General features: G+C 67.6%; 18 protein-coding genes. 15 read left to right on the top strand and 3 right to left on the bottom strand.

Annotated features, from left to right (window positions below):
- The first annotated feature begins 4 nt into the window (after positions 1 to 4).
- The 14 genes from nuoH to H7965_RS14460 all read left to right on the top strand — a co-directional run bounded on the left by nuoH (position 5) and on the right by H7965_RS14460 (position 14,887).
- Positions 5 to 1,015 carry an NADH-quinone oxidoreductase subunit NuoH gene (gene nuoH / locus H7965_RS14525; RefSeq protein WP_186771306.1) on the top strand — a complete coding sequence of 337 codons (1,011 nt, stop codon included), beginning with the start codon at positions 5 to 7 and terminating at the stop codon, positions 1,013 to 1,015.
- 8 nt (positions 1,016 to 1,023) lie between these two features.
- Positions 1,024 to 1,512: an NADH-quinone oxidoreductase subunit NuoI gene (nuoI, locus tag H7965_RS14520; protein WP_186771305.1), complete on the top strand. Its 489-nt coding sequence runs from the start codon at positions 1,024 to 1,026 to the stop codon at positions 1,510 to 1,512.
- A 43-nt stretch (positions 1,513 to 1,555) separates the two neighbouring features.
- Positions 1,556 to 2,242 (top strand): NADH-quinone oxidoreductase subunit J, encoded by a 687-nt coding sequence (locus H7965_RS14515; protein ID WP_186771304.1) that lies wholly within the window; start codon positions 1,556 to 1,558, stop codon positions 2,240 to 2,242.
- Positions 2,226 to 2,552, top strand: coding sequence for an NADH-quinone oxidoreductase subunit NuoK (gene nuoK, locus H7965_RS14510; RefSeq protein WP_390624569.1), 327 nt, complete (start codon positions 2,226 to 2,228; stop codon positions 2,550 to 2,552). Before H7965_RS14515 ends, nuoK begins: the two co-directional genes overlap by 17 nt.
- A 5-nt stretch (positions 2,553 to 2,557) precedes the next feature.
- On the top strand, positions 2,558 to 4,468 hold the full coding sequence (gene nuoL / locus H7965_RS14505) for an NADH-quinone oxidoreductase subunit L (RefSeq protein WP_186771303.1): 1,911 nt from the start codon (positions 2,558 to 2,560) through the stop codon (positions 4,466 to 4,468).
- A gap of 2 nt (positions 4,469 to 4,470) precedes the next feature.
- Entirely contained in the window at positions 4,471 to 5,982 is a 1,512-nt protein-coding gene (locus H7965_RS14500) for an NADH-quinone oxidoreductase subunit M (protein ID WP_186771302.1), read from the top strand.
- A 4-nt stretch (positions 5,983 to 5,986) separates the two neighbouring features.
- On the top strand, positions 5,987 to 7,408 hold the full coding sequence (gene nuoN / locus H7965_RS14495) for an NADH-quinone oxidoreductase subunit NuoN (protein ID WP_186771301.1): 1,422 nt from the start codon (positions 5,987 to 5,989) through the stop codon (positions 7,406 to 7,408).
- 7 nt (positions 7,409 to 7,415) lie between these two features.
- Positions 7,416 to 8,186 carry a biotin--[acetyl-CoA-carboxylase] ligase gene (locus H7965_RS14490; RefSeq protein WP_186771300.1) on the top strand — a complete coding sequence of 257 codons (771 nt, stop codon included), beginning with the start codon at positions 7,416 to 7,418 and terminating at the stop codon, positions 8,184 to 8,186.
- A 6-nt stretch (positions 8,187 to 8,192) separates the two neighbouring features.
- Complete coding sequence (locus tag H7965_RS14485; RefSeq protein WP_186771299.1) at positions 8,193 to 8,996, top strand: type III pantothenate kinase; 804 nt, start codon at positions 8,193 to 8,195, stop codon at positions 8,994 to 8,996.
- A 188-nt stretch (positions 8,997 to 9,184) separates the two neighbouring features.
- Positions 9,185 to 10,855: a ribonuclease J gene (locus tag H7965_RS14480; RefSeq protein ID WP_229682619.1), complete on the top strand. Its 1,671-nt coding sequence runs from the start codon at positions 9,185 to 9,187 to the stop codon at positions 10,853 to 10,855.
- A 79-nt stretch (positions 10,856 to 10,934) separates the two neighbouring features.
- A complete protein-coding gene (locus H7965_RS14475; protein WP_186771298.1) occupies positions 10,935 to 11,198 on the top strand; it encodes a DUF1467 family protein in 264 nt (87 codons plus the stop codon).
- 452 nt (positions 11,199 to 11,650) lie between these two features.
- Positions 11,651 to 12,961, top strand: a complete 1,311-nt coding sequence (gene proS / locus H7965_RS14470; RefSeq protein ID WP_186771297.1) for a proline--tRNA ligase — start codon at positions 11,651 to 11,653, stop codon at positions 12,959 to 12,961.
- The gene (locus H7965_RS14465) at positions 12,961 to 14,214 is read left to right on the top strand and encodes a lipoprotein-releasing ABC transporter permease subunit (protein WP_186771296.1); all 1,254 of its coding nucleotides are present in this window, start codon (positions 12,961 to 12,963) and stop codon (positions 14,212 to 14,214) included. The genes proS and H7965_RS14465 overlap by 1 nt, the downstream gene beginning before the upstream one ends.
- The gene (locus tag H7965_RS14460) at positions 14,207 to 14,887 is read left to right on the top strand and encodes an ABC transporter ATP-binding protein (protein WP_186771295.1); all 681 of its coding nucleotides are present in this window, start codon (positions 14,207 to 14,209) and stop codon (positions 14,885 to 14,887) included. Before H7965_RS14465 ends, H7965_RS14460 begins: the two co-directional genes overlap by 8 nt.
- A 10-nt stretch (positions 14,888 to 14,897) precedes the next feature.
- On the opposite strand, the gene H7965_RS14455 is transcribed toward H7965_RS14460, so the two are convergent.
- Positions 14,898 to 15,314, bottom strand: a complete 417-nt coding sequence (locus H7965_RS14455; protein WP_186771294.1) for a hypothetical protein — start codon at positions 15,312 to 15,314, stop codon at positions 14,898 to 14,900.
- 101 nt (positions 15,315 to 15,415) lie between these two features.
- Between H7965_RS14455 and dnaE the strand changes: the two genes are divergently transcribed.
- Positions 15,416 to 18,868 (top strand): DNA polymerase III subunit alpha, encoded by a 3,453-nt coding sequence (gene dnaE, locus H7965_RS14450; RefSeq protein WP_186771293.1) that lies wholly within the window; start codon positions 15,416 to 15,418, stop codon positions 18,866 to 18,868.
- Positions 18,869 to 19,004: 136 nt separating this feature from the next.
- On the opposite strand, the gene H7965_RS14445 is transcribed toward dnaE, so the two are convergent.
- Both H7965_RS14445 and H7965_RS14440 read right to left on the bottom strand, forming a co-directional pair.
- A complete protein-coding gene (locus tag H7965_RS14445) occupies positions 19,005 to 19,778 on the bottom strand; it encodes an SDR family NAD(P)-dependent oxidoreductase (RefSeq protein WP_186771292.1) in 774 nt (257 codons plus the stop codon).
- Positions 19,779 to 19,842: 64 nt separating this feature from the next.
- A complete protein-coding gene (locus H7965_RS14440) occupies positions 19,843 to 20,061 on the bottom strand; it encodes a hypothetical protein (RefSeq protein WP_186771291.1) in 219 nt (72 codons plus the stop codon).
- Positions 20,062 to 20,133 lie beyond the last annotated feature (72 nt).

Below are 20,133 nucleotides of genomic sequence, written 5' to 3'. Positions count from 1 at the left end.
ATCGATGGATGGCTTCCTCTCCTCGCCGGTCGGAGTCCTGGCGATCACCATTGCCCAGACCCTGGCGCTGCTGGTGCCGGTGCTGATCGCCGTCGCCTATCTGACGCTTGCCGAGCGCAAGGTCCTGGCGGCGATGCAGCTGCGACGCGGCCCGAATGTGGTCGGCCCATTCGGGCTGCTGCAGCCCTTCGCCGATGCCCTGAAGATGCTGATGAAGGAGACCATCGTGCCATCCGGCGCGAGCCGGTTCCTCTTCATCATGGCGCCGATGCTGACCTTCGTGCTGGCGATGCTGGCCTGGGCGGTGATCCCGGTGAACGAAGGCTGGGCGATCGCCGACATCAACGTCGGGATCCTCTATCTTTTCGCCATCTCTTCCCTTGGGGTCTACGGCGTCATCATCGCCGGCTGGGCGAGCAACTCTAAGTACGCCTTCCTTGGTGCGCTGCGCAGCGCGGCGCAGATGGTGAGCTACGAGGTCTCCATGGGCTTCGTCATCGTCACCGTGCTGATGTGCGTGGGGTCGCTGAACCTGACGGAGATCGTGCTGGCGCAGCAGAACGTCTGGTTCTTCATCCCGCTCTTTCCGATGTTCATCATCTTCTTCATCAGCACGCTGGCGGAGACGAACCGGGCGCCCTTCGACCTGCCGGAGGGGGAGAGCGAGCTGGTGGCGGGCTTCTTCGTCGAGTATTCGTCGATGTCCTTTGCGCTGTTCTTCCTCGGCGAATACGCGAACATGATCCTGATGTCGGCGCTGACCACCATCCTGTTCCTCGGCGGCTGGTTGCCGCCGATCCAGATGGAGCCCTTCACCTGGATTCCGGGGCCGATCTGGTTCGCGCTGAAGATCTGCCTCTGCCTCTTCACCTTCATCTGGGTGCGGGCGACCTTCCCGCGCTACCGTTATGACCAGCTCATGCGGCTGGGCTGGAAGGTGTTCCTGCCTTTCAGCCTGCTCTGGCTGGTCCTCACCGCCGCCGTCCTGAAGCTGACCGGCTGGCTGCCGGCCTGAGGGGTAACATGGCTACTCTCGATCGCGTTGCCCGCAGCCTGCTGCTGTCCGAGCTTGTCTCGGGCATGGCGCTGACCTTGAAGTACTTCTTCAAGCCGAAGGTGACGATCAACTACCCTTATGAGAAGGGGGCAATCTCGCCGCGCTTCAAGGGTGAGCATGCGCTGCGCCGCTACCCGAACGGTGAAGAACGGTGCATCGCCTGCAAGCTGTGCGAGGCCATCTGCCCCGCCCAGGCAATCACCATCGAGGCCGAGCCGCGCGAGGATGGCAGCCGCCGCACCACGCGCTACGACATCGACATGGTGAAATGCATCTACTGCGGCATGTGCGAGGAAGCCTGCCCGGTGGATGCCATTGTCGAAGGCCCGAATTTCGAGTTCTCGACCGAGACGCGCGAAGAGCTGCTCTACGACAAGAACCGGCTGCTGGCGAACGGCGACCGGTGGGAGCCGGAGCTGGCGAAGCGGCTCGAGCTCGACGCCCCGTATCGCTGAACCGGACTGGACCGACCATGATCCCAATCGGCCGAGGCACGCGATGATCGCCGCGCTCGCCTTCTATCTGTTCGCCGCCGTCCTGATCGCGTCCGCGGTCATGGTGGTGACGGCGCGGAATCCGGTGCACAGCGTGCTGTTCCTGATCCTCGCCTTCTTCAACGCCGCGGCGCTGTTCCTGATCGCCGGGGCGGAGTTCCTGGCGATGATCCTGGTCATCGTCTACGTCGGCGCCGTCGCGGTGCTGTTCCTCTTTGTCGTGATGATGCTGGACATCGACTTCGCCCGGCTGCGCGAAGGGTTCCAGCGCTACGCCCCGATCGGCGCCGTCGTCGGCGGCATCCTGTTCCTGGAACTGCTGCTGGTGCTCGGCAGCTGGACTTTCGCCGACCAGTCGGAGGATTTGCGGCTCTCGCCCAACCCGGGCGCCAGCGTGACCAATGCCGAGGCAATTGGCCGCATCCTCTATACCGACTACGTCTACCTGTTCCAGATTTCCGGGCTGATCCTGCTTGTCGCCATGATCGGCGCCATCGTCCTGACCCTGCGCGAGCGGGTGGGAACGCGGCGGCAGAACATCGAGGCCCAGGTCGCTCGCAGCGGGTCGATCTCGCTGGAGCAGGTGCCGACCGGCGCCGGCATCCGGGCGCTCGGCATCCGCCGCCCGCCGGAGCCGGAGGCCGAGCCGCCCGCCGTCACGCATGACGCCCACCATGGGGGGCACCACTGAGATGGCGATCGGCCTCGCGCATTATCTGACCGTCGGCGCCATTCTGTTGGTGCTCGGCGTTTTCGGCATCTTCCTCAACCGGAAGAACGTCATCGTCATCCTGATGAGCATCGAGCTCATCCTGCTCTCGGTGAACCTGAACTTCGTGGCCTTCTCCGCCTGGCTGGATGATCTGACCGGCCAGATCTTCGCCATGTTCGTGCTCACCGTCGCAGCGGCCGAGGCGGCGATCGGCCTCGCCATCGTCGTCATCTACTTCCGCAACCGCGGCAGCATCGAGGTCGAAGACATCTCGACCCTGAAGGGCTGAGGGCCATGTTCGTCGGCGCCATTTTCTTCCCCCTGCTCGGGGCCAGCATCAGCGGCTTCCTCGGCCGCTGGATCGGTCCCAAAGCGGCGCAATGGTCTACCGTGGTCTGCATGGTGCTGGCCGCGATCTGCGGCGTGCTGGCCTTCGGCCAGGTCGCGCTGTCCGGCCAGCCCACCACCGTCCCGATCGTCACCTGGATGGATGTCGGTGGCCTCGAGATGTCCTGGGCGCTGCGCTACGATACGCTGAGCGTCGTCATGGTGGCGATGGTCACCTTCATCTCGACGCTGATCCACCTGTATTCGGTGGGTTACATGGCGCATGACGAGACGCCGGCGCGGTTCTTCGCCTACCTTTCGCTCTTCACCTTCATGATGCTGATGCTGGTGACCGCCGACAACCTGGCCCAGCTGTTCTTCGGCTGGGAGGGCGTCGGTCTCGCGAGCTATCTGCTGATCGGCTACTGGTACGACCGCGAGAGCGCCAACCGCGCGGCGATCAAGGCCTTCGTCGTCAACCGCGTCGGCGATGTGTTCTTCGTCCTCGGTGTGGCGCTGATCTTCCTGGTGTTCGGCAGCATCGAATTCGATGTCATCTTCGCCACCGTGCCGCAGCATCTGGATGACCGCTTTGCCGGCGTCCCGGCGCTGGAGCTGATCTGCGTCCTGCTCTTCCTCGGCGCCTGCGGCAAGTCGGCGCAGCTTGGTCTGCACACATGGCTGCCGGATGCGATGGAGGGGCCGACGCCGGTCTCGGCGCTGATTCATGCCGCAACCATGGTGACGGCCGGCGTCTTCCTCGTCGCCCGCATGTCGCCGCTCATGGAATATGCGCCGACCGCACTCGCCATCATCACCGTCGTCGGCGCCAGCACCGCGCTGTTTGCCGCCACAGTCGGCTGCGTCCAGAACGACATCAAGCGGGTCATCGCCTACTCTACCTGCTCGCAGCTCGGCTACATGTTCTTCGCCGCCGGCGTCGGCGCCTATAAGGTGGCAATCTTCCACCTTTTTACCCACGCCTTCTTCAAGGCCCTGCTGTTCCTCGGCGCCGGCAGCGTGATCCACGCCATGTCGGATGAGCAGGACATGCGCCGCATGGGCGGCATCTGGACCAAGATTCCGGTGACCTATGCGGTGATGTGGATCGGCAACCTGGCGCTGGCCGGCATCCCCTTCTTCGCCGGCTACTATTCCAAGGATGCCATTCTGGAAGCCGCCTTCGCCAGCCACAGCGGTGTCGGCGCCTACGCCTTTGCCTGCGGCATGATCGCAGCCTTCCTGACCGCCTTCTATTCCTGGCGGCTGCTAATCATGACCTTCCATGGTGCGCCGCGGGCCGACCACCATACCATGGAGCATGTGCACGAGAGCCCGCCCGTCATGCTGATCCCGCTGCTGCTGCTGGCGGCGGGCGCGGTGCTGACCGGCTATGTCTTCGCCCCGATGTTCATCGGCGAGCACGAAGCAGGCTTCTGGCGCGGCGCAATCCACACCGCCGAGCACAACCACATCCTGCACGCCATGCACGAGGTTCCCGCCTGGGTGCCGCTGGCACCGACGGTGATGGGCGTTGCCGGGATCGCGCTGGCCTATGTCTTTTACATGCTGGCGCCCGGCATCCCCGGGTGGCTCGCCACCCGCTTCCGCGGCATCTACCTGTTCCTTCTCAACAAGTGGTACTTCGACGAGCTGTACGACGCGATCTTCGTCAGCCCAGCGCAGCGCCTCGCCGCCGTCTTCTGGAAGACCGGTGATGCGCGGATCATCGACGGCATGCCAAATGGCGCGGCGGCGCTCGCCGTGGGCGTCGCCCGGGGCGCGGTGCGCATCCAGACCGGACGGGTGGCGAATTACGCCTTCGCCATGATCATCGGCCTCGTCCTCTTCGTCTCCCTCTTCCTGATCGGGCGCTGAGAATGAACGCCGCCGGCTTTCCGTTGCTATCGCTGCTCACCTTCCTGCCTCTGGCGGGCGCGGCGATCATTCTTTCGGTCCGCGGCGAGGAGGCCGTGATCGCCCGCAATGCCCGGTGGACCGCACTCTGGACCAGCCTGCTGGTGTTTCTGCTCAGCCTGCTGCTCTGGGTGAAGTTCGACACCGGCTCCGCCGGCTTCCAGTTCGAGGAGAAGCTGAGCTGGCTGCCGGAGTTCGGCGTCGGCTACCACATGGGCGTGGACGGCATCTCGGTGCTGTTCGTCCTGCTCTCCACCGCGCTGACGCCGATCTGCATCCTCGCCTCCTGGGAATCGATTGAGACCCGGGTCCGCGAGTACATGGTCGCCTTCCTGATCCTTGAGACGATGATGGTCGGCATGTTCGCCGCGCTGGACTTCATCGTCTTCTACGTCTTCTTCGAAGCCGTGCTGATCCCGATGTTCCTGATCATCGGCGTCTGGGGTGGACCGCGGCGGGTCTATGCCGCCTTCAAATTCTTTCTCTACACGCTGCTCGGCAGCGTGCTGATGCTGCTGGCGATTCTCTATCTCTGGTACAATGCCGGCACGACCGACATCCCGGAGCTGTTCGAGTATCAGGTGCCGCGTGCGGCGCAGAGCTGGATCTTCTTCGCCTTCCTTGCCTCCTTCGCGGTGAAGGTGCCGATGTGGCCGGTGCACACCTGGTTGCCGGATGCGCATGTGGAAGCGCCGACCGCCGGCTCGGTCATCCTGGCCGGCGTGCTGCTGAAGATGGGCGCCTATGGGTTCCTCCGCTTCAGCCTGCCGCTGCTGCCGGAAGCCTCGGCCGAATTCGCGCCGCTGATCTACGTGCTGTCGATCGTCGCCGTGATCTACACCTCTCTCGTCGCTCTGGCGCAGGAGGATATGAAGAAGCTCATTGCGTATTCCTCTGTGGCGCATATGGGCATCGTCACCCTCGGCATCTTCACCTTCAACGCCCAGGGGCTCTCGGGCGCGCTCTTCACCATGCTGGCGCATGGCGTCGTCTCCGGCGCGCTCTTCCTCTGCGTCGGCGTGCTGTACGATCGGGTCCACAGCCGCGACATCCTGCGCTACGGCGGGGTTGCCAAGATCATGCCGGCCTATGCGCTGGTGTTCATGCTGTTCACCATGGCCTCCGTCGGCCTGCCAGGCACCGCGAATTTCGTTGGCGAGTTCCTGGTCATCATCGGCGCCTGGCAGGTCAACCCCTGGGTTGCCTTCGGCGCCGCGCTCGGCATGATCCTGGGCGCTGCCTACATGCTCTATCTCTACCGCAGGGTCATCTTCGGCAGGATCACCCGCGACGACCTGCGAACGCTGCTGGATCTCTCGCCGCGGGAGTACGCGACCTTCGCGCCGCTGATCCTGCTCACCCTCTGGATGGGTATCTATCCGCAGCCCTTCCTGGATTTCTTCGAGGCCACGGTGACGGCGCTGGTGGCGCGGCATGAGGCCGCGGTCAGCGTCAGCCGCCTGGCGGGAATGTAAGCCGATGTCCTGGACCCTTGCCCTGCCGGAGCTGGTGCTGGCCATCTCCGGCCTCGTCATCCTGGTCGCCGGGGTGATCCCGAAGCAGGAAACCTTCGTCCCGGTCACCATGGCGACTGTCGGCGCGCTGCTGGTGGCTGGCCTGCTGGTGCTCAGCCAGTCGGAGGGCACGGCGCTCGGTGGGCATTACGTCGCCGATGCCTTCAGCGGCTTCATGAAGCTGCTGGCGATCGGCGGTGCCGCCATCTGCCTGCTGCTCTCGCTCGACTTCAACACCCGCGAAGGCATCGCCCGATTCGAGTATCCGGTGCTGGTGTTGCTCGGCACCCTCGGCATGCTGGTGATGATCTCGGCCAACGACCTGCTCTCGCTCTACCTGGGGCTCGAGCTGCTGTCGCTGCCGCTCTACGTCATTGCCGCCTTCCATCGCGACAATGCCCGCTCGGCCGAGGCCGGGCTGAAGTATTTCGTCCTTGGCGCGCTCGCCTCCGGCCTGCTGCTCTACGGCAGCTCGCTGGTCTACGGTTTCGCCGGCACTACGAATTTCGATCGGCTAGCAGATGCCTTCTCGGCCGATGCCGGCGTTTCGGCCGGCGTTGTCGTCGGCGTGGTCTTCGTCATCACCGGCCTGGCCTTCAAGATCTCGGCGGTGCCCTTCCACATGTGGACGCCGGACGTCTACGAGGGCGCGCCGACGCCGGTGACCGCCTTCTTCGCCACCGCCCCGAAGGTCGCTGCCATCGCCCTGCTGGCCCGCGTGCTGGTCGGCCCCTTCGGCGATCTGGTGGCGCAGTGGCAGCAGGTGCTGCTGCTGATCTCCATGGCGTCGATGATCCTCGGCGCCTTCGCCGCCATCGGCCAGCGCAACATCAAGCGGCTGATGGCCTATTCCTCGATCGGCCATGTCGGCTACGCGCTGATGGGCTTGGCCGTCGCCAGCGACGTCGGGCTGCGTGGCCTGCTGGTCTACATGGCGATCTACGTGCTGATGAACCTCGGCACCTTCGCGGTGCTCGTCGCCATGCGCCGCGACGGTCGTGCGGTGGAGCAGGTGGATGACCTCGCCGGTCTCGGCCGCACCGACCTCGGCATGGCGGTGTGGATGGCGGTGTTCATGTTCTCCATGGCCGGCATCCCTCCGCTCGCCGGTTTTTTCGGCAAGCTCTACGTCTTCCTGGCGGCCGTTCAGGGCGGGTACTGGACCCTGGCGGTGATCGGCGTGCTGACCAGCGTGGTCTCCGCCTACTACTACCTGCGTATCGTCAAGGTGATGTTCTTCGACCAGCCGGCCGGTGCGCTGGATCCGGCGCCGGCCAGCCTGACTGTGGTGATGGCGGCCTCCGGGCTGTTCGTCCTGCTGTTCGTCCTCTGGCCGGCCCCGATGCTGGCGGCGGCCCAGGCCGCGGCGGCAGCGCTGCTCGGCTGATGCTGCCGTGACCGCGCCCGACGGCCGCGCGGGTCCGGATCGGTCGCGCCGGCATGGCGGCTTCCCCCCGGGCTGGCGGCTGGAGAGCCACGCCAGCCTGACCAGCACCGCCGATACGCTGCGGTGCCGGGCCGAGGCCGGCGAGCCCGAGGGTCTGGCCGTGCTGGCCCTGCAGCAGACCGCCGGCCGTGGCCGGGCGGGGCGCGGCTGGGCCTCGCCGCCGGGCAATCTCCACCTTTCCGTCCTGCTGCGCCCGCCCGGTCCGGCGCGGGAGGCGGCGCAATGGGCGCTGCTGGCCGGCGTCGCCCTGGCTGAGGCAGCGGCCGAGATCGATCCCGAACCGGCGGCGCTGCGGCTGAAGTGGCCGAACGACCTGCTGCGTCACGGTGCCAAATGCGCCGGCATCCTCGCTGAGAGCGCGTTGACGCCGGAGGGCGGGCTGGCTTGGCTGGCGCTCGGCATTGGGGTCAATCTGCGGCATGCGCCGGCCTTGGCCGACCGGCCGACCGCCTGCCTCGGGGCCGCTGAGCCGCCTGAGGATTTCGCCGCAAGGCTGATCGCCCGCCTCGACCACTGGTGCGGCATCCAGGCGGCAGCCGGCTTCGCCCCGATCCGCGCCGCCTGGCTGGCCCGGGGCCCGGCGCTCGGGGAGGCGCTGACGCTCCGCGGCGGCGCGGTGCCCGGCGGTGCCTTCGCCGGTCTTGCCGAGGACGGCGCGCTGCTGATCGAACGGGCCGGGACCCGCCACGTCATCCGCGTCGGCGAGTTGGGAGGATAATGGGACATGCTGCTCGCGGTGGACGCCGGCAACACCAATGTGGTCTTCGCCGTGCACGATGGCAGCGAATGGCGCGGCAGCTGGCGGATCGCCACGCGGGCCGATCGCACCTCGGATGAATACGCCGTCTGGCTGCTGGCGCTGCTGCAGTATTCCGGCCTGAAGCCGGCCGAGATCGACCGCTGCGTCATCGGCACCGTGGTGCCGGCTGCGCTCTACAACCTGCGCCGCCTCGCCCGCGAGTGGTTCGACGTGGAACCGCTGGTGGCGCGCGCCACCGTCGACTGGGGCTTCGAGATCCGGGTCGACCGGCCGCAGGAGGTGGGCGCCGACCGGCTGCTGAACTCGCTCGCCTCCCACCACCACTACAAGGGCCCGCTGGTGGTCATCGATTTCGGCACCGCCACCACCTTCGACGTGGTGGACGCCGATGGCGCTTATCTCGGCGGCGTGATCGCCCCAGGCATCAACCTGTCGCTCGAAGCGCTGCACAAGGCGGCGGCACGGTTGCCGCGAATCGGTATCGGCCGGCCGCAGGCGGTGATTGGGCGGGATACCGTCGCCGCCATGCAATCCGGCATCTACTGGGGCTATGTCGGGCTGATCGAGGGCATCGTCGGCCGTATCCAGGCGGAGCATGACGCGCATCTGAAGGTGGTCGCCACCGGCGGCTTGGCGCCGCTCTTCGCCGAAGGCACGACCGTGATCGAGACAATCGATCCGGATATCACCCTGGAGGGGCTGCGCCTGTTGGCGGAGCGCAACCCAGCCCCCACCTTGGTAAAAAGCACACCCCGCGACCCCGTGTAGGGTGGACCGGCGCTGCCGGCTGGCCTCGGCCGGCGCCGCCGATCCACGCGACGCAAGGAAACCAGCGTGGATCGCCGCGGGCCGGATGCGGCCGGAGGCGGGAATCCACGTTATACCCCGCGGTCTGCAGCGGTGCCGGACCGCGTGAGCGGCCGGATCGCTGCGGACCCGCACCAGAAGATTTGGGAATGGACGATTTCATGGCTGCGGCCGTACCTGATGCGGCTGACGATCTGGCTTTCATCCCGCTTGGCGGTACCGGCGAAATCGGGATGAACCTCAATGTCTACCGGTGCGACGGCCGGCTGCTGGCGATCGACTGCGGCATTGGCTTCGGCGGGCCGGAGAACCCCGAGATCGAGGTCATGGTGCCCGACCCGACCTGGCTGGCGGAGCGCCGCGACCGGCTGGACGCGCTGGTGATCACCCATGCGCATGAGGATCACGTCGGCGCGGTTGCCTATCTCTGGCCCCAGCTCCGCTGCCCGATCTACGCCGGCCCCTTCGTCTCGGCGGTGCTGCGGCGGAAGCTCGGCGAGGCCGGGCTGCTCGGCGAGGCGAAGATCACCACCATCCCGCTCGGTGGCCGGATCAAGCTGGGTCCTTTCGATCTCGAATTCCTTCGCGTTGCCCATTCGGTGCCGGAAGCTCAGGCGGTGGCGATCCGGACCCGGCACGGGCTGGTGGTCCACACCGGCGACTGGAAGCTGGACCCTGACCCGTTGATCGGCGGGCCGACCGATGAGGCCGCCTTCGCCCGGCTGGGCGAGGAGGGCGTGCTGGCCATGGTCTGCGATTCGACCAATGCGCTGGTCGAGGGCCATTCGGGCAGCGAGGCCGAGGTGCGGCGGAACCTTGCCGCCATCATCCGCGGCCTGAAGGGGCGCGTCGCCGTCACCTGTTTCGCAACCAATGTTGCCAGGGTCGAGAGCATCGCCCGGGCAGCCGAGGCGGCTGGGCGGCAGGTGTCGCTGTTCGGCCGTTCACTGCGCAATGCCGAGGCGGCGGCGCGGGAATGCGGCTACCTGACCGGACTGGAGCCCTTCGTCCCGGAGGAGGAAGCGGGCTACATCCCTGACGACAGCCTGCTGATCATCTGCACCGGCAGCCAGGGCGAGCCGCGCTCGGCCCTGGCCAAGATCGCCGCCGACACCCATCCGGCGATCGCGCTGGGAGAGGGGGATACGGTGATCTTCTCCTCCCGCATGATTCCCGGCAATGAACGCGGCATCCTGCTGGTGCAGGACCAGCTCGCCCGCCGCGGCTGCCAGGTGATGACCGCCGACGATCATATGGTGCATGTCTCCGGCCATCCGGCGCGGGATGAGCTGCGACGGCTGTACCAGCTGGTGAAGCCGAAATATGCCGTGCCGGTGCATGGCGAATGGCGCCACCTGAGCGAGCATGCGGCGCTGGCGAAATCACTGCAGACAGTGCCCGTGCTGGTCGAGGATGGCGACGTGCTGCGCCTTTCGCCTGGCCGGCCAGAGGTGGTGGAGGGCGTGCCGACCGGCCGGCTGGCGGTGGACAACGGCCGGCTGTTGCCGGTCTCGGGCGGGGTGCTGGCGGCGCGCAAGCGCATGCTGTTCAACGGCGTGGTCATGGCCTCTCTGGCGGTGGACTCGGGCGGCCGGGTGGTCGGCCAGCCGCAGGTCTCGGCGCCGGGGCTGTTCGATGGCGAGACGCCGGAATCGGCGCAACTCGCCGCCGACCTGGCCCGCGCAGTGGGCGAGCTGCCAAGCGCGCTGAAGCGGGAGGATGACGCGCTGCGCGAGGCGGCACGCAGCGTACTGCGCAAGGCAGTCGGCCGGCGGCTGCGCAAGCGGCCGAACGTCGAAGTCCACCTGCTGCGGATCTGACCCCGATGGCGGCCGCAATTGTCTGGAATCACGCGGGCGCTGGCTTGCGCCCGCGCCCGTCGGTGCCACAGGTGCCGGCATGAGCTGGTTCAGTGCCGTCGTCGTTTACTTCCTGATCTGGTGGGTCACGCTCTTCGCCGTGTTGCCCATTGGCACCCGGCCTGACCCTGAGGGCGACATCGCGACCGGCGGCTGGCGTGGTGTCCCCCAACGGCCGCAGCTGCTGCGCAAAGTGGTGATCACCACCGTGATAGCCGCACTGATCTTTGCCGGGGTTCATGCATTGATCGTCAGCGACTGGCTGAGCTTCCGCAGCGGCTGGCTGGCTTTGCCCGAAAATTGAGCGACTTTCCGGGAAATTTTCCGGTGTCGCCTTCGCTTTTTGCAGAATCGGTCTGGGCGCTGATTTTTTCAGCTTTGGCGGCATCGTTTGGCGTTGTGCCGCGTTGTTGGTCCGCGCCACCATGCTGAAAGGAAGAGGGTTGGTCCTCTTCCTGCCGTGTGACTGGCGTTTCCTCCCTAAACTCGGGCCGTGCCGCAGGGCGCGGCCCTTTTTTTCGTCTAACGCATCGGACCTGCGGAGCCAAGCAATTTTAATCAGTTTCCGGTCCAGATCATTGATGGTTCATTCGCGCCATGGTCCAGCGCAGTAATAAAATTGCGCCGCAGCTTCTCGCCCGAGAGTTGCCGCGGTGCTGAGGAGCGACCGACAACACCTCTCGCCGACCCTCCGCTTCTGGTTGGCGCAACGCTGCATTATGGTCCGGCCCGCATTCCGCCATCCAGGAGCCTGCCTTGCGCCTTTCCCGCGCCTTCCTGCCGACCCTCAAGGAAACCCCGGCCGAGGCGCAGATCGCCTCCCACCGCCTGATGCTGCGGGCGGGGATGGTCCGGCAGACCAGCGCCGGCATCTATGCCTGGCTGCCGCTCGGCTGGCGGGTGTTGCAGAAGGTCGAGCAGATCGTGCGGGAGGAGCAGGACGCCGCCGGCGCCCAGGAGATCCTGATGCCGACGATCCAGACCGCCGACCTCTGGCGGCAGTCCGGCCGCTACGACGCCTATGGCCCGGAGATGCTGCGGCTGAAGGACCGCCATGAGCGGGAGATGCTGTTCGGCCCGACCAATGAGGAAATGGTCACCGACCTCTTCAAGGGCTATGCGAAGAGCTACCGCGACCTGCCGCGCAACCTCTACCACATCCAGTGGAAGTTCCGGGACGAGGTGCGCCCGCGCTTCGGCGTCATGCGCGGCCGCGAATTCCTGATGAAGGATGCCTACAGCTTCGACCTGGATTGCACCGGGGCGCAGAAGAGCTACCGGCAGATGTTCGTCGCCTATCTGCGGACCTTCGCCCGGATGGGGCTGAAGGCGATCCCGATGCAGGCGGATACCGGCCCGATCGGCGGCAATCTCAGCCATGAATTCATCATCCTGGCGGAAACCGGCGAGAGCCAGGTCTACCTCCATAAGGACCTGCTGGAGTTCGACGTGCTGTCGCGACCGGTGGATTACGACGGCGACCTCTCCCCCATCGTCGATTTCTGGACCAGCCGCTACGCCGCCACCGACGAGAAGCACGATGAGGCCGCCTGGGCGCAGGTGCCGGGCGAAAGCCAGGTCTCGGCCCGCGGCATCGAGGTCGGGCACATCTTCTACTTCGGCACCAAATACAGCGCCGCCATGGGGCTTTCGGTGAACGGGCCGGAGGGCAAGCCGGTGGTGCCGGAGATGGGCAGCTACGGCATCGGCGTCTCCCGCCTGGTCGGCGCCATCATCGAGGCGAACCATGACGAGGCCGGCATCCGCTGGCCGGATGCCGTCGCCCCCTTCAAGGTCGCGGTCCTGAACCTGAAGAAGGGCGATTCGGCCACCGATGCGCTGAGCGAACGGCTCTACGCCGCCTTCGCCCCGGATGCGATCTATGACGACCGCGAGGACCGCGCCGGGGTGAAGTTCGCCGATGCCGATCTGATGGGCTATCCCTGGCAGGTCGTCATCGGCCCGCGTGGCGCCGCCGCCGGCAAGGTGGAGCTGAAGCGCCGCGCCACCGGGGAGCGGGAGGAGCTCTCGGTCGAGGACGCGATCACCCGGATCAAAGGGGCGTAATGTTCAACGCCTTCGAGCGCAGCATCGCCTTCCGCTACCTGCGGGCGCGGAAGGGGGAGCGCTTCGTCTCCGTCATCGCCATCTTCTCGCTGGTCGGCATCGCGCTCGGCGTTGCCACGCTGATCATCGTGATGAGCGTGATGAACGGTTTCCGGCAGGAGCTGCTGGGGCGGATCCTCGGCCTCAACGGCCATCTCGGCGTCTATGCGGCCGATGGCGGGCCGTTGCGCGACTACGACCCGCTGACCGAGGCGATCCGTCGCCTGCCCGGCGTCACCGCGGCCAACCCGATCGTCGAGGGGCAGGTGCTGCTGACCAGCGAGGCGGGCGCCGCCGCCGGCGGCCTCGCGCGTGGCATCAGGCCGGAGGATCTTCGCGCCAAGTCGATCATCGCCGACAACATCCGCCGCGGCAGCCTGGATGAGTTCGGCGGCGAGGATGTCGTCATCATCGGCACCGGACTCGCCAATCGCATGCGCATCGGTGTCGGCGACCGCCTCTCGCTGGTCTCGCCGCAGGGCCGCACCACGGTCTTCGGCACCGTACCGCGGGTGCGGGCCTACCGCGTGGTGGCGCTGTTCAACGTCGGCATGAATGAATACGACAGCAGCTTCGTCTACATGCCGATGGCGGCGGCGCAGCTCTATTTCCAGACCCCGGATGCGGCGACGCAAATCGAGGTCTTTGTCCAGGACCCGACCCGGGTACGGGCGGTCAACCTGGAGATCCGCCGGGCGCTGCCGCAGCAGCCGCTGCGCATCGTTGATTGGCAGGACTCCAACAGCAGCTTCTTCAACGCGGTGCAGGTCGAGCGGAACGTGATGTTCCTGATCCTGACCCTGATCATCATCGTCGCCGCCTTCAACATCATCAGCTCGCTGATCATGCTGGTGAAGGACAAGGGGCGGGACATCGCCATCCTGCGCACCATGGGGGCGACGCGGGGCAATGTGCTGCGCATCTTCCTGCTCTGCGGCGCCTCGGTCGGGGTCATGGGCACGATGATCGGCTTCGGCCTCGGCATGGCCTTCTGCGTCAACATCGAGAGCATCCGTCAGGCACTGCAATCCCTGACCGGGACCGAGCTGTTCAGCCCGGAGGTCTATTTCCTCTCCCAGCTGCCGGCGGTGGTGGACCCGAATGAAGTGGCGCAGGTGGTGGGGATGGGCCTCGGCCTGTCGCTGCTGGCGACCATCTATCCGAGCTGGCGCGCGGCGCGGCTCGACCCGGTGGAGGCGCTGCGCAATGAGTGACGCGCCGCTGCGCCTCGCCGGGGTCGAGCGCCGCTACCGCACCGAGGCGGGTGAGCTGCCGGTGCTGCAGGGCGCCGAACTGGAGCTTCAGGCCGGCGAGATCGTCGCGCTGGTGGCGCCCTCCGGCACCGGCAAATCCACCCTGCTGCACCTGGCCGGGCTGCTGGAACGCCCCGATGCCGGCGAGGTCTTCGTCGGTGGCCGCGCCGCCGGCACGCTCTCGGACGATGCCCGCACCGCCATCCGCCGCACCACCATTGGCTTCGTCTACCAGTTCCACCACCTGCTGCCCGAGTTCACCGCCGAGGAAAACATCATCCTGCCGCAGCAGGCGGCCGGGGTGGCGCGCGGTGCGGCGGCGGCGCGGGCCCGCCGCCTGCTCGCCAGCTTCGGCCTGACCGGGCGGGAGCACCACCGCCCCGGAAGGCTTTCCGGCGGCGAGCAGCAGCGGGTGGCGATCGCCCGGGCGCTGGCCAACAGCCCGCGCATCCTGCTGGCCGATGAGCCGACCGGAAACCTCGATGTCGGGACCTCCGACCTGGTCTTCGGCGAGTTGCTGCAGGCGGTGCGCGGCCAGGGCGTTGCGGCGCTGATCGCCACCCACAACCCGGCCCTGGCGGCGCGGATGGACCGGGTTGTCACATTGGCGGAAGGGCGGGTGGTTGCGGGCTGACCGCGACCATTCATTCCGCTGCGAGCATCCCTGAGGGCTCGTGCGCCTCGCGCCGCGCCGGCGCCAGCAGCATCACCAGCCGCACCAGGAACAGCAACGCTCCGACGAACCAGACCACGGCTGCAGCGATCGCCAGCATCGGCTGGTTATGCTCGATCGACAGCCAGATCCCGAAGGGAAACGCCATCGCCGCGCCGGCCGAAAGGGCGAACTGCCCCACCGCGGCCACCCGGTTCGCCTCCAGTGCCGGATAGGCCCGGTAGGTCAGGCCCATCAGCGACAGCGAGGTCCAGCCCAGAAGGTTCAGATGCGCATGCACCGGGGCGAGGTGGAAATCATGGGCGATGCCCATGGCGATTCCCATGGCAACCCCCACGACGAGGCAAAGGGCGGCGGTGGCGAGGAACAGGACAGGCAGGCGCGACATGGTCAATCCTCCGGTTTGCGGAACGGCCACATAGGGCAGGGCACCAGGACCGGGCTGTGACCCAGGTCACGCCGCCACGGCGGCCGTGGTAGACTGCCGGCATGAGCGACTCGGTGTCCGGCGGCTTCATCCACCTCCACGTCCATTCCAGCTATTCGCTGAGCGAAGGCGCCATCAAGGCGGATAAGCTGGCGAGCCTGGCGAAGGAGGGGGGGATGCCGGCGGTGGCGCTGACCGACAGCGCCAATCTGTTCGGCGCGCTGGAATTCTCCCAGAGCTGCGCCGGCAAGGGCATCCAGCCCATCATGGGCTGCCAGCTTTTCCTCTCCCGCACCGCCACCGACGACCGGCCCGAGGCCGAGCGCCTGCCGCCCGACCCGATCGTGGCGCTGGCGATGGATGCGACCGGGCTCGACAACCTCCAGCGCCTGTCGTCGCAGAGCTTCCTCGCCGGCGATCCCTCCGGCCGCCCCTGCCTCAAGCTGGCGGTGCTGCAGGCGCATGCCGCCGGCATCATCCTGCTGACCGGCGGCACCTTCGGGCCGCTTGGCCGGCTGCTGGCGGAGGGGCGGCGGGGGCCGGCCGCCACGCTGCTCGGCAGGTTGAAGGAAAGCTTCGGCGACCGGCTGGTGGTGGAGCTGAACCGCCACGGCCTCGACATCGAGCGGATCATCGAGCCGGCCATGCTGGCCCTGGCTGATGAGCTGGAACTGCCCATCGTCGCCGCCAACGATGTCTATTTCGCCACCCCCGCGATGCATGAGGCGCATGACGCGCTGCTCTGCATTGCCGAGGGCCGCACCATGGCGGAGACCGAGCGCCGCCGGGTCACGCCGGAGCACTGGTTCAAGCCCGCCGCCGCCATGCGGAAGCTCTTCGCCGATCTGCCGGAGGCCTGCGACAACACCCTGGCCATCGCCCGGCGCTGCGCGGTGATGGCGGAGACCAAGGCGCCTGAGCTGCCGGTCTGCCCCAAGGTGCAGCCCGGCATGACCGAGGCGGAGACGGTGCGCGACATGGCCCGGCGCGGCCTGGATGCCCGGCTAGATGCCATGTCGGCGGATGCCGAAACCCGCGCCACCTACCACAAGCGGCTCGACTACGAGCTCGGCGTCATCGAGCAGATGGGCTTCTCCGGCTACTTCCTCATCGTTGCCGACTTTATCCAATGGGCGAAGGCGCAGGGCATCCCGGTCGGGCCGGGGCGCGGCTCGGGCGCCGGCTCGGTCGCCGCCTGGGCGCTGCTGATCACTGACCTCGACCCGCTGCGCTTCGGCCTGCTGTTCGAGCGCTTCCTCAACCCCGAACGCGTCTCGATGCCGGATTTCGACATCGACTTCTGCCAGGACCGCCGGGACGAGGTGATCAATTACGTCCGCCGGGAATACGGCGCCGACCGCGTCGCCCAGATCATCACCTTCGGCAAGCTGCAGGCGAAGGCGGCGGTGCGCGACGTCGGGCGGGTGCTCGGCATGCCCTATGGCCAGGTCGACCGCATTGCCTCCCTCATCCCCTTCAACCCGGCCAAGCCGGTGACGCTGGCGCAGGCGATCGAGGGCGAGCCGCGGCTGCAGCAGATGCGCGATGCCGATGAGCAGGTGGCGCGGCTGCTGGAAATCGCCAACCAGCTGGAAGGACTCTACCGCAACGCCAGCACCCATGCCGCGGGCGTCGTCATCGGCCGCAAGCCGCTGCTCGACATCGTCCCGCTCTACCGCGACCCGCGCTCCGAGATGCTGATCACCCAGTTCTCGATGAAATACGTCGAGCAGGCGTCGCTGGTGAAATTCGACTTCCTTGGCCTGAAGACCCTGACCGTCATCCAGCAGGCGCTGGCGATCCTGAAGGGGCAGGGCATCGAGATCGACATCGCCGCCATCCCGCTGGATGACGCGGCGACCTACGAGATGCTGCGCAAGGGCGATGCGGCCGGGGTGTTCCAGTTCGAAGGCCAGGGCATGCGCGACTGCCTGCGGCAAATGAAGGTCGACCGCTTCGAGGATCTGGTCGCCGCCGTGGCACTCTACCGGCCGGGCCCGATGGCCAACATCCCGGCCTATTGCCAGCGCAAGCACGGCGAGCCCTGGGAGAGCCCGCATCCCAAGATCCACCACATCCTGGCCGAGACCAACGGCATCATGGTCTACCAGGAACAGGTGATGCAGATCAGTCAGGAGCTGGCGGGCTACTCGCTCGGCGGCGCGGATCTGCTGCGCCGCGCCATGGGCAAGAAGATCCGTGCCGAGATGGAGAAGCAGCGCGTCATCTTCACCGAGGGCGCGGTGAAGAACGGCGTCGATGCGGGCAAGGCCGGCGAGATCTTCGACCTGATGGAGAAATTCGCCGATTACGGCTTCAACAAGTCGCACGCCGCGGCCTATGCGCTGGTCAGCTACCAGACCGCCTGGCTGAAGGCCAACCATCCGGTCGCCTTCCTCGCCGCCTCCATGACCCTCGACCTCGACAAGACCGAGAAGCTGGCGGGGCACATGCAGGAAGCCACGAGGCTCGGCATTCCGGTGCTGCCGCCGGATGTGAACCGCTCCGGCGCCGCCTTCCTGGTGGACCAGGCGGAGGACGGCAAGCCGGCCATCCGCTTTGCCCTGGCGGCGGTGAAGCGGGTCGGCGCGCAGGCGATGCGCGACCTGGTGGCGGCGCGGGACAAGGTCGGCCGCTTCGCCTCGGTCGCGGATTTCGCCGCCCGGGTCGATCCGAAGCTGCTCAACAAGATGCAGATCGAGAATCTCGCCAAGGCCGGTGCCTTCGACACGCTGGAGCCGAACCGAGCCCGGCTGGTGGCCGGCGCCGAGACCGTCCTGCGCCGCGCCCAGGCCACGGCCGAGGACCGCGCCAGTGCCCAGATCGCCCTGTTCGGCGGCGCCGGGGCGGCGCCCGAGCCGCTGCGCCTGCCGGAGGTGCCGGATTGGCCGCAACTCGAGAAACTGTCCTATGAGGCCGAGGCGGTGGGTTTCCACCTCTCGGCGCATCCACTCGACACCTATCGCGCGGTGCTGCAGCGGCTGGGGGCGACGCCGGCGGCGCGGGTTGCGGAGCGGGCGCGGACCGGCGCGGCGCGAGTGAAGCTGGCCGGCACGGTCGTCGCCAGCAAGGAACGCCCGACCCGCACCGGCAGCCGCATGGCCTGGGTGACGCTGTCGGACTCCACCGGCAGCATCGAGGTGACGCTGTTCAGCGAGGTGCTGTCGCGCTGCCGTGACCTGCTCTCCGAGGGCACCGCGGTGCTGGTCACCGCCGAGGCGCGGCTGGAAGGCGAGACGCTGCGCCTGACCGCGCAGGAGGTGGAGGGGCTGGAGAAGGCAGCGCAGGGGGTCGGCCAGGGCATCCGCCTTTGGCTCGAGGGGACCGCAGCGGTGGACCAGATTCGCGCCGTGCTGACGCGCGAGGGGCGCGGCAAGGGACGGGTGGTGGTGATCGCCCGCACCGGCCAGGGCCAGGATGTGGAGGTCGCCCTGCCGGGCGGCTTCAACGTCTCGCCCCGGTTGGTGGAGGAGATGCGGGTTATCCCTGGCGTCGCCGACGCCGAAGCGGTGTAGGACTTCCTACCAAACCGCTTCTTCGTTTTGCGGGGGGGGCCGAATGGTCCCTCCGGACCTGCGCTTTGACACAGCTTTCCGCGGCAGAGCTGCGGAAGGATAGCGGGCGGCGCTTCCAGGCCGCTGTCGCCGCCGCCTACAGGTGCTTGCCGCCATCCACCAGGATGACGCTGCCGGTGGTCAGCCGTAGATGCGTCACCGTCGCCATGATGGCCAGCGCAACGTCATCAGCTTCGGTCACCCGCTGCAGCGGCGAGCTGGCGGCCTGCTTCTCCACCGCGGTACGGCTGCGGCCGGGGACGAAATCCGTGGCGACGGCGGAGGGCGAGATCGACACCACACGGATCTCCGGCCCCAGCACCCGCGCCAGTGACGTCCCGATGGTGTCGAGCGCCGCCTTGGACGCGCCGTAGATGATGCTGCTGCCGGTGCCGGTGATGGCGGCGAGGGAGGAGATGTTGATGATCACCGCATCGCCGCTCGCCTTCAGCATCGGCGCGAAGGCGCGGATGGTGGCGAAGGGGCCGCGGACATTGGTGACCAGCACCCGGTCGATCAGCGCGTCGTCCAGCGCCTCGAGGTCCGAATGCGGCACCGCGCGGGTGGTGGCGGCGGAGTTCACCAGGATATCGCAGCGGCCAAGCTTGGCCTGCACCTCGGCGGCGGCGGCGCGCAGCGCGGCGCTGTCCTCCATCGGCGTGCGCAGGGCGAGGTGGCCGCTGCCGGGCAGGCTGGCGGCGAGCGCCGTGGCGCGCTCGACGCCTTCGTTGTAGCCGACCACCACCGTCGCCCCGGCGGCGGCCAGGCGGCGCGCCGTGGCGGCGCCGATGCCGTTGCTGCCGCCGGTGATGACGGCGACCTTCCCGGCCAACTGGTACTCGCCCAGATTGCCTGCCCGTGCCTCGCTCATGGCGCCCTCTCCGCTTTATCGCCTCCGTGTTACCGGAAGCGGGCCGGGGAGGACAGCGGGTGGATCAGACGCCGCCGAAGGGCAGGGTGGGTGCGCCAGCCTCGCTGTGACGGCGCGCCTCGGCAACGCTGATGCCGGCGCCGAGCACGCCCGCCAGCCCGGCGACGAACAGCACTGCGCCGGGCAACAGCATGGCACCGGCACCCGTGACCAGGCCCAGGGACAGCGGCCCGGCCCAGGCTGACAGGCCCAAGGAAGCGGCGATCGGGGTGTGAAGCTTCATGATGCACCTCGCCCTCAGCGATGTTGCAATGCAGCATGATGCTGCAGCGCAGCATAATCCATTGCCAAATTG

Origin of the sequence: Siccirubricoccus deserti (genome assembly GCF_014283215.1) — a bacterium.
GTDB classification, from domain to species: Bacteria; Pseudomonadota; Alphaproteobacteria; order Acetobacterales; family Acetobacteraceae; genus Siccirubricoccus; species Siccirubricoccus deserti.
This window is presented reverse-complemented; position numbering and strand designations above follow the sequence as displayed.